Genomic DNA, 17,945 nt, shown 5'->3' on the forward strand with positions numbered 1-17,945 from the left:
GGGAAGATGGAAAAAGAAAGAAAAACATTTTCTTTTGGATTACGTACACAACTTATGCTATTCACTACAGTTTTAGCTTTCATTACATATTCAACAAGTATATTTTTTATTTACGTGATATACGATTATTTTCAAAGTTATGTAAGTCAAACAGTATATAATATTATCGTTATGTTATTAGGGGTAGTATGGTCTGGAATTTTAGCATATGGAGCAGCCGTATTTTTAATTAAACCGCTTCGCAAGTTAGAGGAAGCGGCAAGAAAAGCAGCTGAGGGTGATATTCGTGAAGATGTTCCATTACCGAAGACAGATGATGAAATTAAATCTTTAAGTGTTGCATTTAATATGATGTTAGGAAACTTAAGAGGCATGGTAAAAAATATTGATACAACATTTTCGTATACAAATAATCAAGTACAGCAGATTAGAAAACAAACAGGCGAAGCAACGAGACAAGCGCAAGGTGTATCTGAGACACTTGCAGAGATTTCTTCAGGCGCCGAGCAATCGGCGGCATCAATTCAAGCAATTGTTTCTGCTGTTGATACAACGACGTCTATTGCAAGTGAAGTAGAAGAAAAAGCGAAGCAGTCTGATATGTTGTCTTCAGAAATGGTTCAAGCTTTAGGGCATAGTACTCGTGTCTTTACGTCTTTAATTCAAGGTATTCAAACATTGGCAAAAGAAAATGAAGATTCAATGCAAAATGTACAGAAGTTAGAAGAACGAATGAAACAAGTAGAACATATTGTGTCTGTTGTGAGTGCGATTGCTAGCCAAACGAATTTATTAGCACTAAATGCTTCTATTGAGGCAGCTCGTGCAGGAGAGCATGGAAGAGGCTTTGCGGTTGTTGCGGAAGAAGTACGTAAACTTGCTGATGAAAGTGATCATTCTGCAAGAAACATATCGCAGTTATTACAGAATATGCAAGATGAAGTACAACAAGTTGCAATGAAAATGACAGAACAAGTGAAAATAGCTAAAGAAGAGGCGAAACGTGGGGAAGCTACGGAATTAATTTTAAAAGAAATGTCATCAAGTGTTATGGAAGTAGCCGATGCAACTCAGCAAATTAGTAGTTATATGAATGAACAAGTGAGCCACATTCATCAAACAGGAGCACAAACAAAAGCTGTAGCAGCAATTGCTGAAGAAACGTCAGCTGGTTCGCAAGAAGTGGCACGTGTGACGCTACAACAGTCTAAAAATATGATAGTAATCGATCAATTATTAAAGGATTTAGAGAAGCAAGCAACTGATTTGAAACAAACAATTGAACGATTTTCAATGTAAAAGGAAGAACAGAATATTGTTCTTCTCTTTTTTATTTAGCTTGATTTAATATTTACAGTTAAACTATGAACGTTTCCGCAACATTCTTTTCTGTCCCTTTCGGATGAAAATTATAGCGAGCTATAATATTAAAAGGGGTGTCTTTTATGAAAAAAGAAAAAAGACAACGGTTAATTAAACAATTTGTAAAGGAGTATGAAATAGATAAGCAAGAAAGATTAGTAGAATTGTTAGCAAAAAAAGATGTATTAGTAACACAAGCTACGGTTTCTCGCGATATTCGTGAGTTAAACTTAACGAAGGTACCTTCTCAAGAAGGATTAATGATATATAAAGTTTTCTCAGAAGAGCATTTACAAACTGATATAAAGTTAAAGAAAAAATTACGAGAAGTGGTTGTGAAAATTGATTGTGTAGATCAATTAATGGTTATTAAAACATTACCTGGTAATGCACATGTTATTGGTGTTTTATTTGATGAGTTAGATTGGAAAGAAAAAATAGGATGTATATGTGGAAATGATACATGCCTTATAATTTCACAGTCGAAATCAGATAGGGAGATTATAGAAGAAAGATTAAATTTAATTATTTAGATGCAAAAATCCTGTTTTTAATAAAATTAAAAACAGGATTTTTGTTTAAATACGGAAGTTAAATATTCAACATATATGCGTAATATATGTATTTTTTATTGAGAAAGCAAGATAGTTTGTTATAAAAATACATATTCGTATGATTTTAAAAAAATAACTTGTTTAATATTTCACAATGATAATGTGGATGCTTTCACAAAGATGAAAGTACAGAGCATTTATTATGTACTTGTAAGACATCAAACATATTTAAAAGGAGGTACAACAAATGAAACATCCGATACATGTTACTTCAGAAATTGGGGAATTACAAACGGTTTTATTAAAACGACCAGGTAAAGAAGTGGAAAACTTGACGCCAGATTATTTGCAGCAATTATTATTTGACGATATTCCATACTTACCAATTATTCAAAAAGAGCATGATTATTTTGCACAAACGTTACGCAATCGGGGTGTTGAAGTTCTTTATTTAGAAAAACTAGCCGCTGAGGCGTTAGTAGATAAAAAACTTCGAGAAGAATTTGTTGATCGTATTTTAAAAGAAGGACAGGCCGACGTAAATGTTGCACATCAAACTTTAAAAGAATATTTACTTTCCTTTTCAAATGAAGAATTAATTCAAAAAATTATGGGCGGTGTACGGAAAAACGAAATTGAAACAAGTAAGAAGACACATTTATATGAATTAATGGAAGATCACTATCCGTTTTACTTAGATCCAATGCCTAATTTATATTTTACTCGTGATCCAGCAGCTAGCGTGGGCGATGGCTTAACGATAAATAAGATGAGAGAACCAGCGCGTAGACGTGAATCATTATTCATGGAGTACATCATTAAATATCATCCAAGATTTGCAAAACATAATGTACCAATCTGGTTAGATCGTGATTATAAATTTCCAATTGAAGGTGGCGACGAGCTAATTTTAAATGAAGAAACAATTGCGATTGGAGTATCTGCTCGTACTTCAGCTAAAGCAATTGAACGTTTAGCTAAAAATCTCTTTAGCCGACAAAATAAAATTAAGAAAGTGTTAGCAATAGAAATTCCAAAATGTCGAGCATTTATGCATTTAGATACAGTATTTACAATGGTTGATTATGACAAGTTTACAATTCACCCAGCCATTCAAGGGCCAAAAGGGAATATGAATATTTATATTTTAGAAAAAGGATCAGATGAGGAAACTCTTAAAATTACACATCGTACTTCTTTAATGGAAGCATTAAAAGAGGTATTAGGCTTAAGTGAATTAGTTCTTATTCCATGTGGAGGAGGAGATGTAATTGCTTCTGCTCGTGAACAATGGAATGATGGCTCGAACACATTAGCAATTGCGCCAGGTGTAGTTGTTACATATGATCGCAACTATGTATCTAATACGTTATTACGTGAACACGGTATAGAAGTGATTGAGGTGCTAAGTTCGGAATTATCTCGTGGTCGTGGGGGTCCACGTTGCATGAGTATGCCAATTGTTCGTAAAGATATTTAGTATAAATAACGGAGAAAGTAGGGATGAATTATGTTAATGACTAGACCAAATTTAAAAGGAAGAAGCTTTCTAGCAGAAAAAGATTTTACACAAGAAGAATTGTTATATTTTCTAGATTTGGCAGCAGAATTAAAAGAGAAAAAGAAAAATGGTATCCCGCATCATTATTTAGAAGGTAAAAATGTAGCGCTCTTATTTGAAAAAACTTCTACTCGTACGCGTTGTGCATTTACAGTAGCATGTACAGATTTAGGGGCAAATCCTGAATATTTAGGGAAAGGTGATATTCAACTTGGGAAAAAAGAATCTGTAGAGGATACAGCAAAAGTGTTAGGGCGTATGTTTGACGGAATTGAGTTTCGTGGATTTAATCATGAAACTGTAGAATCTTTAGCACAAAATTCTGGTGTGCCAGTTTGGAATGGATTAACAGATATGTGGCATCCAACACAAACACTAGCAGATTTATTAACAATTAGAGAACATATAGGGAAATTGAAAAATGTGAAGCTCGTTTACGTTGGCGATGGGCGAAATAATGTTGCTAATAGCTTACTAGTTGGTGGAGCAATCGTTGGAATGGATGTACGTATTTGTACACCGGAATCTTTATGGCCTGCACAAGAAGTAATTGATTTAGCAAAAAAATATAATGAACAAGTAATGATAACAAGTAATGTGGAAGAAGCTGTTGCAAGTGCAGATGTAATTTATACAGATGTATGGGTGTCTATGGGGGAAGAAGAAAAATTTGCTGAACGTGTCGAGTTATTGAAACCTTATCAAGTAAATATGAAAATGATTAAAGCAACAGGGAATGAAAACGTAATTTTCTTACATTGTTTACCTGCATTTCATGATGTTGAAACGATGTATGGCGAAGAAGTTTATGAGAAATATGGGTTGAAAGAAATGGAGGTAACTGACGAAGTATTCCGCAGTAAACATTCAAAAGTATTTGATCAAGCTGAAAATAGAATGCATACAATTAAAGCGGTTATGGCAGCTACTTTAGGAAACATGGAGTAAAGAAGAAAGGGAGTCTTCCTTTCTTCTTTCTCCTCCTTTAGACACGATCATTCACTATTGCTTTTGTATTGTTATTGCAATTAAAGAGAGGTGAGTGGAATGGGTGAAGATAAGAAATTAGGGTTGTTTACACTAACGGCTCTTGTAGTTGGGTCTATGATTGGCGGTGGAGCCTTTAATTTAGCGAGTGATATGGCAAAAGGTGCTGGTGCTGGAGCCATTATTATTGGCTGGGTTATAACAGGAATTGGGATGATTGCACTCGGATTATCTTTTCAAAATCTAACTGTAAAACGGCCAGATTTAGATGGTGGTATTTTTAGCTATGCAAAAGCAGGGTTTGGTAATTTTATGGGGTTTAATAGTGCGTGGGGATACTGGCTATCTGCTTGGCTTGGGAATGTAGCTTACGGTACATTATTGTTTTCTTCATTAGGATATTTCTTCCCGATCTTTGAAGGCGGTCAAAATGTAGAATCCATTATTGGTGCAAGCGTATTATTATGGTGTGTTCACATGTTAATTTTACGTGGAGTTCAATCAGCAGCCCTTGTGAATTTAGTAACTACAATCGCGAAATTAGTACCTGTATTTGTATTTATTGTCATAGGAATCTTTGCGTTTCATATTGATACGTTCTTAGATGGATTTTGGGGGCAAACTGGTTCTTTTTCATGGGGAGCAGTTGGCAGCCAAGTTAAAAGTACAATGCTTGTAACTTTATGGGTATTTATTGGGGTAGAAGGGGCTGTTGTTTTATCCAGTCGAGCAAAAAATAGAAGTGATGTAGGGAAAGCAACCGTTATTGGCTTAATTGGTACACTCATCATTTACATTTTAATCACATTATTGTCTCTTGGACTTATGCAGCAAGCAGACATTGCAGGTTTGAAAAATCCGGCTATGGCTTATTTGTTTGAAAGTGTTGTTGGAAAATGGGGTGCTATCTTTATTAATTTAGGTTTAGTCATCTCTGTATTAGGTGCTTGGTTAGGTTGGACTTTGCTCGCTTCTGAAATTCCATATTTAGCGGCTAAAGATGGAGTATTTCCAAAATGGTTCGCAAAAGAAAATAAAAATAAGGCTCCAGTAAATTCATTATGGATAACAAATGGTTTAATACAAATATTCTTGTTAACATTCGTCGTTTCTGATCAGGCGTATAACTTTGCATTCTCTTTAGCATCTTCAGCTATTTTAATCCCATATGCTTTTTCAGCATTTTATCAACTGAAGCATAGCTTAAAGTCTGAAGAAGCAGATCGAAATAAAAATATAATAATTGGCTTGATCGCAAGTATTTATGGCGTGTGGTTAGTTTATGCAGCCGGTTTAGAGTATTTATTATTAACAATGACTTTATATGCGCCAGGTATTTTTATTTTTTACAATGTTCAAAAGCAAAAGAGTTCGAAGCAAATATTTACTCGAGTGGAATTAGCATCATCCGTAGCAATTGCTGCTTTAGCATTCTTTGCGATTTATGGATTAATTACAGGCAGTATTACTTTATAAAGCGCTGTGAAAGCGAAATCAACTGGAGGGCTGGAATATGGCACGAAGAAAAATTGTAGTTGCACTAGGGGGAAATGCGATACAGTCTGGAGAAGCTACTGCGGGAGCGCAGCAAGAAGCGTTGGAAAAAACGGCAGAACAACTTGTGAAAATAATGGAAAATGATGTGGATATAGTAATTGCGCATGGAAATGGCCCACAAGTGGGGAATATTTTATTACAGCAAAAAGCTGCAGAAACGGAAAAGACACCTGCAATGCCATTAGATACTTGTGGGGCAATGAGCCAAGGGATGATTGGATATTGGATGGAAAATGCAATTGGAAAGGCATTGAAAAAATGGAATATAAACAAAGATGTAGCAACGGTTATAACACGTGTTGTTGTGGATAAAAAAGATGAGGCATTTAAAAATCCAACTAAACCAATTGGTCCTTTTTATACAGAAGAAGAGGCCAGAAAATTAATGGATGAAACAAAAGCAGTGTTTAAAGAAGATGCTGGTAGAGGATGGAGACGTGTTGTTCCATCACCGAAGCCTGTAAGTATTCATGAACATAAAGTGATTAATTCTTTGGTCGAAGATGGAAACATAGTGATAGCTGTGGGCGGAGGTGGAATTCCAGTAATTGATTCTGAAGAAGGGTTAAAAGGAACTGAAGCGGTTATCGATAAAGATTTCGCTGCGCAGAAATTAGCAGAATTAGTAGATGCCGATACGCTCGTTATTTTAACTGCAGTTGATTATGTGTATGTAAATTATAATCAACCGAATCAAAAAAAATTAGAGCATGTCACAGTGAATCAATTAGAAGAATATATTGAAGAACAACAATTTGCTGCGGGAAGCATGCTTCCAAAAATCGAAGCTGCTATTAATTTTGTTAATACAAATCCAAAAAGAAAAACAATTATTACGTCTTTAGAAAAAGTATATGAAGCACTAGAAGAAAAAGCCGGTACTATTATTTCAAAACAGAATGTATGCATGTGTGTTTAAAATTATTGTGTACGCTACTTAGTAGTAAAAAAGAATGGAGTTAGTAACTTCATTCTTTTTATTTATTAATATTTTTTGTATTCATTGTTCATAAAGTTTTCATGATGAAATCTGAATATACAAGTTAATTATGATAAAATTCAAATTGAATACGCTTTCTTGATTTTTCGCTCCAACATACAGCAAGAGAGAGGGAATTTTATGAATAGACGGAACGTAGTGAAAGACTTAAAGCAGTTCGAATTATTTGTTCATTTAACAGAAAAAAAATTGAAAGGCTTAACAGAGTTTGTTTATTGGCGAACTTATAAAAAAGGTCAATTTTTATTTTTAGAAGGGGATTCAAGGGAAAGAATTTACTTCATGTTAGATGGTTTTGTAAAGTTAGAGCGGGTTAATCAAAATGGGAACTTATTATACGATGACTATGTAAAGCGGTATTCTATTTTTCCTTATGGTGGTATGTTTACAGACAGAGGATATAACTATACAGCAGAAGCAATGACGGATGTGGAGGTATATTATATTCCAACGGTAATCTTTGAAGATATGGTAAAGTCCAGCAGAACGCAATTGATGTACGTTGTTCAGCAATTATCATCTATATTAAAATTGAACGAAAATCGAGTGCAAAATATTACAATTCCTAATGCACAAGATCGTGTTATCCAAACGTTAAATTATTTAATGCAGGATTTAGGAGAACAGAGTGGAGAAAAGATTGTAATTTCATGCCCACTTACAACAATTGAAATATCCAAAATATCTGGAACATCTCGAGAGACAGTTAGCAGCGTATTAAAACAATTAAAAAATGATAGCATTGTTACAATTTTAGATAAAAAAATTACAATACATGATCCAACATATTTTGAAGAAATCTCTATGTGAAAATTGTATATTGATTTTTTAATTCATAGTGTATATTAATAAGGTTCTTTATATATTTATAAGGAACTTTTTTACGTTATCCTCTATAAAAAGATTGTATAGTATGGTAATAATAGCTAAAATCGATAATAAAATACAAAGTGAAGGGGAGAAAGAATGATTCGTATTGAGTATGATCGATTAGTAGCTATTTGTTACAGTATAGGGGTTTTGTTATTATTAAAAATTCCAAATGATAATGAATTAATTGGGGAAAAACTATTCAATGTCTATAAGATTCCGATACATACGTATGTTTATATGGATTATAAAGTCTCAAATATATTGATTGTTTCTTTCATACTACATGTAATTGCATTTATATTATTTTTAAAATGGCTAGGAAAAAAGGAGTCTAGTACATTTAGAAAAATGAATAAGATAAAAGTAGTAGGTACTAGTATTTTGATTGTAATGATGCCTTTTATTTTAAATACAATCCTCCAGACATTGAATAAAACATGGTATTATGCAGGAAAAACAGGGGTAGAAGCAATAGAATATAAAAAAGAAGATAGCCAGTGTAGAATGGAGAAAAATGGAGGGAATATTCAACCGAAGTGCATTGTTACTTTAAAAAATTATCGTAATCATGCACAAGCATTAAAAGTTGTTTTATATGATAATGCAAACGAGAATTCAAAAAGCTATCCAGTACCGAAACCAGTCTATTTACAAAAACATGAGACAAAGCAATTTGAATTTCAAGTTCCTGTTTCTTATAATAGAGGTATTGAAAAAGATAAAGTACCAAATATTAAATTACATTCATTGCATGAAAATGATACGAAATACAATTAATCTGTAAGTAAAAGTTTATGAGTAGGAGCAAGAATTTGAAACGATATAGAAAATCAACTTGAATCATCCAACATACTGCGAGGTAACGGTATATTGGATGATTTTTTTATGTTATCCCCTTTTTTCACGTATGAAAAGGAGGAATACTTTGTTGGAAATGAAAAACATCACAAGGATCATACATGGTTTTTACTTTACGTAATCTGTGAAAGTTAGAGCCATAATAACTAGTTTGCCAATTTTTAATGTCGATATCGGGCCAGTTCACATAGTCACCTAGTGTATAAGGATCTAAGCTTTCTCGTAAACCTTTAACCCAGCGTATATTTCGATTTTCTTCATCATCGCATTTCCAAGAGGTAATGTATTCTTGAGCAATAATTGCTTTACGATGAAAATAAGCCGTTTCATTCGGCGAAATATTTTCAACAGCACCTATGAGCGATTGATGCCAAATACTAGCATCTTTATTTGGTGCATGAGAAAGAAAGGATTGCATGATTTGAATGCCTTTAAGGGGAATAGGTTTATAGACATAGGAACCAGAGCGCTTGAAATTTTCAGGGATGTTACCTCCATTAAAAAATTCAACAGCCTTTATATAAGGAACTTCTTCTATAAAGAGAGAGGGGCTACCAGTTTCAAGAAGAGGGGATAATAGGGAATGGAGTTCAGAGGGAGAACCGATAAACTCGCCTTGTGCTTCGATTTTATTTCGTTGCTTGGCGAATAATTCGATCGATGAAGTGAGACGTTCATCTATATAAGGTGCCCAGTTTTGCCACGCTTGAAATGCAGCAATAAATTCTTCCCATTTCCATGTAATTGAGAAAATTGATACATTTTTAATCGGGTGGACTCGAAAAGTTAATGAAGTGACAATTCCGAAGTTTCCACCACCGCCACCACGGCATGCCCAAAAAAGGTTAGAGTTCTCTTGTTCATTTGCACGAATGAGTTTTGCACCAAATTTTCCACATGCTTGTACCATTTCCACTTCCATTAATTGATCACATGTTAATCCATATAAGCGCGAAAGCATACCAATACCACCACCAAGTGCTAATCCAACAATTCCAACGCTTGCACTTGTACCAGCAGGAATTGTAACACCGTAATTCCAAAGTTCTTTATAAACAGTGCCAAGATTTGCACCAGCCTCAATTGTTGCTGTTAATTTCTCTGTATTAACAGTAATGCGATGCATTTCACTCACATCAATAATAAGTCCTCTATTTAAAAGAGAAAAATTTTCATAGCTATGACGTCCACTTCTTAACCGAAATGGTATATGACGTTCACGTGCCCATTTTAAGGCGTTACAGACATCCTTGTTATTTTGACAAAAAATAATAATACAAGGGAGTTTTGGAATACTTAAATTTAAATTCATTCGGGCTACGTCGTAGTCAGGATCTGTGGGAACAACGATACGACCTGTTAATTTTGTTTGCTTCAATTTATTACTCCTTTCTAAAATAATCAGAGTTTTTTATTAATATATGAAAAATGTCTGTAATACGCGTGGACAAGGAGAGGTGAAGAATGAGATTTACCTTTGTGAGAAATAAATAAAGCATAAGAATAAAGAATCTACATAGAGTTCAATGAAAACAGTTGCAAACTGTTCATATTTTGTTATGATAGTGTTACGAAAACGTTTGCATAAAATTTCCGATGGGATGCAAAAGGAGAGAATGACTATGAATAAGACATGGTGGAAAGAAGCGGTTGCTTATCAAATTTATCCACGAAGCTTTATGGATTCAAATGGCGATGGTATTGGAGATTTACAAGGTATTATTGCAAAACTGGATTATTTAAAAGATTTAGGTATAGATGTAATTTGGATTTGTCCAATGTATAAGTCGCCTAATGATGATAATGGTTATGATATTAGTGATTATCAAGATATTATGGATGAGTTTGGTACAATGGCAGACTTTGATGCTTTACTAGATGAAGTTCATAAGCGTGATATGAAGCTTATTATTGATTTAGTTATTAATCATACGAGTGATGAACATCCATGGTTTATTGAATCACGTTCATCTAAAGATAATCCGAAGCGTGATTGGTATATTTGGCATGATGGTAAAGATGGTGCGGAGCCAAACAACTGGGAAAGTATTTTTAATGGTTCGGCATGGGAATATGATGAAGAAACAGAACAATATTATTTACATTTATTCTCACGTAAACAACCAGATTTAAACTGGGAGAATAAAGAAGTTCGCGAAGTACTATACGATACGGTTAATTGGTGGCTTGATAAAGGTATTGATGGTTTCCGCGTTGATGCGATCAGTCATATTAAAAAAGAAGAAGGCCTCAAGGATATGCCAAATCCAAAAGGGTTAAAATATGTGCCATCTTTTGATAAACATATGAATGTGAAAGGTATTCAACCTTTATTAGAAGAGCTAAAAGAAAATACATTCTCTAAGTACGATATTATGACTGTTGGTGAAGCAAATGGTGTTAAGATTGAAGATGCTGAGCTTTGGGTTGGAGAAGAGCAAGGTAAGTTCAATATGGTATTCCAATTTGAACATTTAAGTTTATGGGATGCAGAGAAGAAGAAAGACCTTGATGTTGTAGGATTGAAAAAAGTATTAACGAAATGGCAAAAAGGATTAGAAAATAAAGGATGGAACGCTTTATATATTGAGAATCACGATAAACCACGTATCGTTTCAACATGGGGAGATGATAAACAATATTGGCGTGAAAGTGCAACAGCTCTAGGGGCGATGTATTTCTTTATGCACGGTACACCTTTTATTTATCAAGGCCAAGAAATTGGTATGACAAATGTTCAGTTACCAAATATTGAAGATTACGATGATGTAGCAATTAAAAATTTATATCGCGAGAAAATTGCAGAGGGCGTACCACATCAAGATATGATGGAGATTATATGGGCTTCTTGCCGCGATAATTCACGTACACCTATGCAGTGGAATGATGAGATGAATGCTGGTTTCACAACAAGTACACCTTGGTTTAGCATGAATCCAAATTACAAAGAAATTAATGTTGAGAAGCAAAAAAATGAAGAAAAGTCTATTTTCAATTTCTATAAGAAAATGATTGCCCTGAAAAAAGAGCACGATGTACTGAACTATGGCACGTACGATTTACTTTTAGAAGACGATCCACAAATTTATGCATATACACGTACGTTACAGGATGAAAAAGTCATTGTAATTAGTAATATCTCAAAAGAGGAAGCTGTGTATAATGAGGGTTCATTTGCACTAGAACGCAAACGTTTGCTTTTAAATAACTATGAAGTTGCGGAACATGAAGAAGTAACAACAATTGCTTTAAAGCCTTATGAAACAAGGGTTTATCGCATTTCATAATAAAAAAGGATGCTCTTTGAGCATCTTTTTTTATGAAAAAAAATAAATTTCTATTGCAAAGTGAAAACGCTTTTATTAAAATAGATTTATGAAAACGGTTGCGTAAAGATAAAAATAAAGTAACATAAGGAATCGTTTTCATAAAGGGAACAGAAATTATAATTTAAATCACTATGTTTTTATAAATAAAGGGGAGGAAGAACAGATGAAAATTACGTCTTTTGATTTTTGGCAAAAGTTCGGGAAAGCGTTATTAGTTGTTGTAGCCGTAATGCCAGCAGCTGGTTTAATGATTTCCATCGGTAAGTTAATTGGTATGTCTGCTGGGGATGTTAACGCAGTTCATACAATCGCTCGCGTAATGGAAGACATCGGTTGGGCAATCATTACAAATCTACACATCTTATTCGCAGTAGCAATTGGGGGATCTTGGGCGAAAGATCGCGCGGGTGGTGCATTTGCAGCGCTATTAGCATTCGTCTTAACAAACCGAATTACAGGAGCTATATTTGGGGTAAACGCTGAAATGTTAGCGGATTCAAAAGCGAAAGTTTCTTCAGTAATAGCGGGAGATTTAATTGTAAAAGATTACTTTACTTCTGTACTTGGTGCACCTGCATTAAACATGGGAGTGTTCGTAGGGATTATCACAGGTTTCTTAGGAGCTACTTTATATAACAAATATTATAACTATAATAAACTGCCACAGGCATTAGCATTCTTTAATGGAAAACGATTTGTACCATTCGTTGTAATTCTTTGGTCTACAGTTACTGCGATTGTATTATCACTTCTATGGCCATTCATCCAAAGTGGGTTAAATGAATTTGGTCGCTGGATTGCAGCTTCAAAAGATAGTGCACCAGTTGTTGCACCGTTTGTATATGGAACGTTAGAGCGTTTATTATTACCATTTGGTTTACACCATATGTTAACGATTCCGATGAACTATACAGAGCTAGGCGGAACATATACGATGCTAACTGGTTCAAAAGTTGGACAAGTTGTAGCAGGGCAAGATCCATTATGGCTTGCATGGATTACAGATTTAAATAATTTATTAGCAAATGGAGATACGAAGGCATATAACGATTTATTAAATAACGTTGTACCAGCTCGTTTCAAAGCTGGACAAGTTATCGGCTCAACAGCAGCGTTAATGGGGATTGCATTTGCGATGTTCCGTAACGTTGATAAAGAAAAGCGTGCAAAATATAAACCAATGTTTTTATCAGCAGCATTAGCAGTATTCTTAACAGGTGTAACAGAACCAATTGAATTCATGTTCATGTTTATTGCTCCAGTATTATATGTTGTATATGCTATTACAACAGGACTTGCATTCGCGCTAGCTGATTTAATTAACTTACGTGTTCATGCATTTGGATTTATTGAGTTAATTACTCGTACGCCAATGATGGTTAACGCAGGTTTAACAAGAGACTTAATCAACTTTGTTATTGTTTCATTAGTGTTCTTCGGTCTTAACTTTACACTATTTAATTTCTTAATTAAAAAATTCAATTTACCAACACCAGGGCGTGCAGGTAACTATATTGATAATGAAGATGAGGCATCAGAAGGAACAGGAAATGTACAAGACGGTTCATTAGCAACAAAAGTTATCGATTTATTAGGTGGAAAAGAAAATATTGCTGACGTAGATGCTTGTATGACACGCTTACGTGTAACAGTAAAAGATTTAGATGTTGTTGCACCAGAAGCACAGTGGAAACAAAATGGTGCTTTAGGGCTTATTGTAAAAGATAAAGGTGTACAAGCGGTATATGGTCCGAAAGCTGACGTATTAAAGTCAGACATTCAAGATATGTTAGGTGCGTAATAATATGAAATTGCTAACTTTAAACTGTCATTCTTGGCAAAAAGAGAATCAAATAGAAAAGATACAATACCTTGCTAAAGTAATTCAAGAAGAAGAGTACGATGTCATCGCATTGCAAGAAGTAAGTCAGTCCATACAAGCTGAAAATGTATGCGGTAACAAGAAAGAAGATAATTTTGGACTTTTACTATTAGAAGAGTTAAAAGCGCTACATGTAAAAGATTACAATATTACTTGGGATTTCTCTCATATTGGTTATGACGTGTATGAAGAAGGATTAGCGATTATAACGAAGCATAATATTATAAAAGAAGATACGTTCTTCATTTCAGAAAACGAGGATACAACGTATTGGAAAACGCGTAAAATTGTAAGTGCAACAATTGCTTATAATGGTAAGGATATAACGTTTTACTCTTGTCATCTCGGTTGGTGGAATGATGAAGAAGAGTCATTCAAAGGTCAAGTCGATCGTTTGATGGAGCGTGTAGATAGCAATAAGCTCGCCTTCTTAATGGGGGATTTTAATAACAATGCTCGATTGAAAGGCGAAGGTTATGAGTATATGATGCAAAAAGGGTTGTATGACACATATGAATTAGCAATAGAGAAGGATGAAGGAACGACTGTCCAAGGCGAGATTGCTGGTTGGGATGAAAATAAACATAATTTGCGAATCGATCTAATATTGTGTAACCAAAGTAAAAAAGTTCATTCTTCAAAAGTTATTTTTAATGGTACAAACAGAAATGTAATTTCAGATCATTTCGGTGTAGAGGTTCAATTAGATATATAATAGAAGAAATCCTCACAGAGAATAAAAGCTGTGAGGATTTTTTTTAGGAATACAAGTATTTCCAAGAGAAAATACTTGTATTTTTTATGACATTTCATATATATTTGTTATTATTGAATGTAAAACCGATTTGGTCATTTTGTATTCATACTTTGACTCACTTCGTTATATAATGAAGTAAGTGAAAGTTAATGGGAAAAAATAGTACGTTTTTGGTTAATACACGATGTAGAAAGTGATATAATTGCAAAATGTATGTATCATTTTCTAAAGAAGGAAAAATATATAATTAGGTGATAACTTCTATGAAACAGATTTGGCGTATTTATAAGACAGATTTACGGAATGTAGCCAAACATTGGGCTGCAATTGTTATTGTTTTAGGATTAATGATTTTACCATCGTTATATGCATGGTTTAACATTAAAGCTTCTTGGGATCCGTATGGAAATACAAAAGAGGTTCCCATTGCAGTTTCTAACCAAGATGCAGGTTCTAATTTAAGAGGGAAAGATATTAATATCGGGAAAGAGATTGTAGACTCCCTTAAGAAAAACAAAAATCTTGGCTGGAAATTTGTAGATGAAAAACAAGCAATTTACGGAGTTGAGCGTGGAGATTATTATGCAAGTATTACGATTCCAAAAGATTTCTCTGAAAAAATTGCAACTGTTCTGGATGAAAATCCTAAAAAACCAGAACTGGATTACTATGTGAATGAAAAAGTAAACGCGATTGCACCGAAGATTACAGCAAAAGGTGCATCAGGTATTACAGAAGAAATTAGTAAAAACTTTGTAAAAACAGCAAACGGTGAGATTTTTAAAATTTTCAATGATCTTGGAATCGATTTAGAAACAAACTTACCAAGTATCGAAAAAGTAAAAGATCTTGTATTTAAGTTAGAAGCGCAGTTCCCAGAAATGAATACACTTATGGATAAGGCGTTAGATGATGCGACTCGAGCAGAAGATGTTGTAAAAGTAGCGCAAAAAGAGTTGCCTGTTGTAGAGAGCGTTATGAATGATGGGCAAGAAGCGTTAGGGAATTTAGATAAATTCTTTGCTAGAAATGATGAAACATTGAATCGCGCTCCGGGAACTATTAAAAATAATTTAACAGTAATGCAGCAGGGATTGGATGCTGCAGCGAAAATTACGGATTACTTAAAAAATCCGGCATTTGACTTTAATCTGACATTGCCAGATCCAGCTAAATTACCAGTCTTACCTAATATAACTATTCCACAAATACCAGAGATTCCAGCATTACCACAAGTGAATGGTGAAGGGTATAAAAATATTGCTAAAAATATTGATCAAACTGTAAACACTGTTTTCAATTCTACTCGTGTTGGAACGGCATATGTAAAGAGTGTTATGGATGGCCTTCAAAATAAAGGCGTGGATCCAGCTGTAGCACAGAAAAATGTGCAGGATGCTTCAAAGCTCCTCCAAGAGCGTATCGATAGTGTTTCATATTTGATTGATTTCTTTACAGCTTTCAAGGAATCAGCTTCCACGGAATTCGGTAAACAGTTCTTTGGAAACAGAGTGGAAAGTTTAACGGTGCTTAAAAATTCTATGGTGGATGCTAACAATAGGGTTAAGCATGTAGGAGATTTAATTAGTTCCGGACAAGAGGTTAAACAAGATGTGAGAGATGCTGTAAATCAAAAATTAGATGCAGTAAATAATTTAGTAAATCAAGCTGAAAAGGATTATAATGCAACGTTTGTAGCTGATTTTGAAAAAGCAGTAAGTACAGCTGAGCAACTGAAAAGTAAGGCTGAAAATGCGCAAGAAAATGCACAGCAGCTTAGAGGCAATTTAAATCAAGATATAAATAAGGCTAATGAGATATTAAACAATGGTAGAGAGAAATATGATAAAGCTGTAAATGATTACAGTAGATTAAAAACGGAGCTTGAAAAAGCAAGAGAAGACTTAAGTAACAAAGGTGTTAATGGATTAGATTCTACAAAAGTAGCCTTAAATGATGTGAATGGACAGTTCAAAGCAGGATGGAATTTAGTTAATGACATGATTCCAGTTCTGGAAAGTACAAATAAAGTGTTAGCTGATGTGAATAGTGATAAAAATCTTAATGGCACAATCGCTAAGTTAAATAAAGTAAAAGATGGTTTCCAAAAAGGAATCGATTTAACTGATAAAGGAATTGACGCTATTAATAAAGGTCAAAAACCAGCAGCAGATGTTATTGAAAGTATTAATCAAGTGTCTAAAAGTGTTTCGGGCCAAATTGGTGACATTTTAGCTAAATATGACTCAGAAATCACTCCAAATTTCAATGCAGCAATTGCTCGCACAAAAGAGATGTCTAAAAACACATCTCAAATTTTAAAAGAGGCAGACAAAAAGCTTCCAGATGTTAAAAAATTACTAGAAGATTCATCAAAAGGTTTAGTAGATGGTAAAAAGAAATTAGCAGACATTAAAGCTGAAATGCCAGCTACTGAGAAAAAGATTAAAGAATTAGCAGATAAAATTCGTGATTTTGAATCTGAAGAGGATTTAAAAGACATTATACGCTTATTGAAAAATGATGTTGAAAAGCAAAGTGATTACTTTGCGAATCCAGTAAATTTAAAAGAAAATAAATTATTTGCGATGCCGAACTACGGTTCAGCGATGTCACCATTCTATACAGTGCTTGCATTATGGGTAGGCGCATTATTAATGGTTTCATTATTAACGGTAGAAGTACACGAAGAGGGCGCGAATTATAAGAGCCATGAAATTTACTTCGGACGTTTATTAACATTCTTAACGATAGGTCTTTCACAAGCGTTTATCGTATCGATGGGAGATATATTCTTACTCGGTACGTACGTAGTCGATAAGTTCTGGTTTGTGTTATTTAGTTTATTTATTGGTGGAGTCTTCGTTTGTATCGTATACTCACTCGTTTCTATTTTCGGAAACGTTGGGAAATCGATGGCGATCATTTTACTTGTACTACAAGTAGCAGGATCGGGCGGAACATTCCCAATCCAAATGACACCAGCGTTCTTCCAAGCGATTTATCCGTTCTTACCATTCACATACGCAATTAGCGCAATTCGTGAAACAGTTGGCGGAATGCTTTGGGATATCGTAACGCGAGATTTACTTGTGTTAAGTGCTTTCGTAGTAGTTATGATTGTTGCTGCGTTATTACTGAAAACACCAATTAACAAATCAAGTGAAAAATTTGTTGAGAATGCAAAAGGAAGTAAAATCATTCACTAAAATAAAAGGTTCCTAC

General features: G+C 34.2%; 12 protein-coding genes and 2 pseudogenes. 13 read left to right on the plus strand and 1 reads right to left on the minus strand.

From position 1 onward, the window contains the following. Positions 1 to 171: 171 nt before the first annotated feature. From GBN91_RS29735 to GBN91_RS22300, 9 genes and pseudogenes are all read left to right on the plus strand, one after another. A pseudogene (locus tag GBN91_RS29735) lies at positions 172 to 357 on the plus strand (HAMP domain-containing protein); the annotation flags it as partial. A gap of 369 nt (positions 358 to 726) precedes the next feature. After that, positions 727 to 1,299: pseudogene (locus GBN91_RS29740) on the plus strand (methyl-accepting chemotaxis protein); the annotation flags it as partial. Between the two features lie 146 nt (positions 1,300 to 1,445). Beyond that, complete coding sequence (gene argR, locus GBN91_RS22270; RefSeq protein WP_000711826.1) at positions 1,446 to 1,895, plus strand: arginine repressor; 450 nt, start codon at positions 1,446 to 1,448, stop codon at positions 1,893 to 1,895. Positions 1,896 to 2,163: 268 nt separating this feature from the next. Beyond that, positions 2,164 to 3,396, plus strand: a complete 1,233-nt coding sequence (gene arcA, locus GBN91_RS22275) for an arginine deiminase (RefSeq protein WP_000682331.1) — start codon at positions 2,164 to 2,166, stop codon at positions 3,394 to 3,396. 30 nt (positions 3,397 to 3,426) lie between these two features. Next, positions 3,427 to 4,425: an ornithine carbamoyltransferase gene (gene argF / locus GBN91_RS22280; protein WP_000930291.1), complete on the plus strand. Its 999-nt coding sequence runs from the start codon at positions 3,427 to 3,429 to the stop codon at positions 4,423 to 4,425. 99 nt (positions 4,426 to 4,524) lie between these two features. Further along, positions 4,525 to 5,940: an arginine-ornithine antiporter gene (gene arcD / locus GBN91_RS22285; RefSeq protein ID WP_152122360.1), complete on the plus strand. Its 1,416-nt coding sequence runs from the start codon at positions 4,525 to 4,527 to the stop codon at positions 5,938 to 5,940. A gap of 37 nt (positions 5,941 to 5,977) precedes the next feature. Continuing rightward, on the plus strand, positions 5,978 to 6,940 hold the full coding sequence (arcC, locus tag GBN91_RS22290) for a carbamate kinase (RefSeq protein ID WP_152122361.1): 963 nt from the start codon (positions 5,978 to 5,980) through the stop codon (positions 6,938 to 6,940). Positions 6,941 to 7,141: 201 nt separating this feature from the next. Continuing rightward, a complete protein-coding gene (locus GBN91_RS22295; RefSeq protein WP_152122363.1) occupies positions 7,142 to 7,831 on the plus strand; it encodes a Crp/Fnr family transcriptional regulator in 690 nt (229 codons plus the stop codon). 156 nt (positions 7,832 to 7,987) lie between these two features. Further along, entirely contained in the window at positions 7,988 to 8,671 is a 684-nt protein-coding gene (locus tag GBN91_RS22300; protein WP_025710037.1) for a hypothetical protein, read from the plus strand. A gap of 124 nt (positions 8,672 to 8,795) precedes the next feature. Here GBN91_RS22300 and GBN91_RS22305 read toward each other — a convergent pair whose 3' ends face one another. Beyond that, positions 8,796 to 10,130 (minus strand): FAD-binding oxidoreductase, encoded by a 1,335-nt coding sequence (locus tag GBN91_RS22305; protein ID WP_152122365.1) that lies wholly within the window; start codon positions 10,128 to 10,130, stop codon positions 8,796 to 8,798. Between the two features lie 244 nt (positions 10,131 to 10,374). Here GBN91_RS22305 and GBN91_RS22310 point away from each other — a divergent pair, with 244 nt between their 5' ends. The 4 genes from GBN91_RS22310 (at position 10,375) to GBN91_RS22325 (ending at position 17,929) form a co-directional block, all read left to right on the plus strand. Next, complete coding sequence (locus tag GBN91_RS22310) at positions 10,375 to 12,039, plus strand: glycoside hydrolase family 13 protein (RefSeq protein WP_001044710.1); 1,665 nt, start codon at positions 10,375 to 10,377, stop codon at positions 12,037 to 12,039. A gap of 205 nt (positions 12,040 to 12,244) precedes the next feature. Beyond that, positions 12,245 to 13,882: a PTS transporter subunit IIBC gene (locus GBN91_RS22315; RefSeq protein ID WP_000705560.1), complete on the plus strand. Its 1,638-nt coding sequence runs from the start codon at positions 12,245 to 12,247 to the stop codon at positions 13,880 to 13,882. Between the two features lie 4 nt (positions 13,883 to 13,886). Next, entirely contained in the window at positions 13,887 to 14,678 is a 792-nt protein-coding gene (locus GBN91_RS22320; protein WP_152122367.1) for an endonuclease/exonuclease/phosphatase family protein, read from the plus strand. A gap of 305 nt (positions 14,679 to 14,983) precedes the next feature. Continuing rightward, entirely contained in the window at positions 14,984 to 17,929 is a 2,946-nt protein-coding gene (locus GBN91_RS22325; protein ID WP_016121528.1) for a YhgE/Pip domain-containing protein, read from the plus strand. The last annotated feature ends 16 nt before the right edge of the window (positions 17,930 to 17,945 follow it).

This window comes from Bacillus sp. B1-WWTP-T-0.5-Post-4 (genome assembly GCF_009183795.1).
Lineage (GTDB): Bacteria > Bacillota > Bacilli > Bacillales > Bacillaceae_G > Bacillus_A > Bacillus_A cereus.

Bases quoted from the DNA above. Each gene is read 5' to 3' on its own strand.
- argR (WP_000711826.1), top strand. From the start codon at position 1,446: ATGAAAAAAGAAAAAAGACAACGGTTAATTAAACAATTTGTAAAGGAG.
- arcA (WP_000682331.1), top strand. From the start codon at position 2,164: ATGAAACATCCGATACATGTTACTTCAGAAATTGGGGAATTACAAACG.
- argF (WP_000930291.1), top strand. From the start codon at position 3,427: ATGTTAATGACTAGACCAAATTTAAAAGGAAGAAGCTTTCTAGCAGAA.
- arcD (WP_152122360.1), top strand. From the start codon at position 4,525: ATGGGTGAAGATAAGAAATTAGGGTTGTTTACACTAACGGCTCTTGTA.
- arcC (WP_152122361.1), top strand. From the start codon at position 5,978: ATGGCACGAAGAAAAATTGTAGTTGCACTAGGGGGAAATGCGATACAG.
- GBN91_RS22295 (WP_152122363.1), top strand. From the start codon at position 7,142: ATGAATAGACGGAACGTAGTGAAAGACTTAAAGCAGTTCGAATTATTT.
- GBN91_RS22300 (WP_025710037.1), top strand. From the start codon at position 7,988: ATGATTCGTATTGAGTATGATCGATTAGTAGCTATTTGTTACAGTATA.
- GBN91_RS22310 (WP_001044710.1), top strand. From the start codon at position 10,375: ATGAATAAGACATGGTGGAAAGAAGCGGTTGCTTATCAAATTTATCCA.
- GBN91_RS22315 (WP_000705560.1), top strand. From the start codon at position 12,245: ATGAAAATTACGTCTTTTGATTTTTGGCAAAAGTTCGGGAAAGCGTTA.
- GBN91_RS22320 (WP_152122367.1), top strand. From the start codon at position 13,887: ATGAAATTGCTAACTTTAAACTGTCATTCTTGGCAAAAAGAGAATCAA.
- GBN91_RS22325 (WP_016121528.1), top strand. From the start codon at position 14,984: ATGAAACAGATTTGGCGTATTTATAAGACAGATTTACGGAATGTAGCC.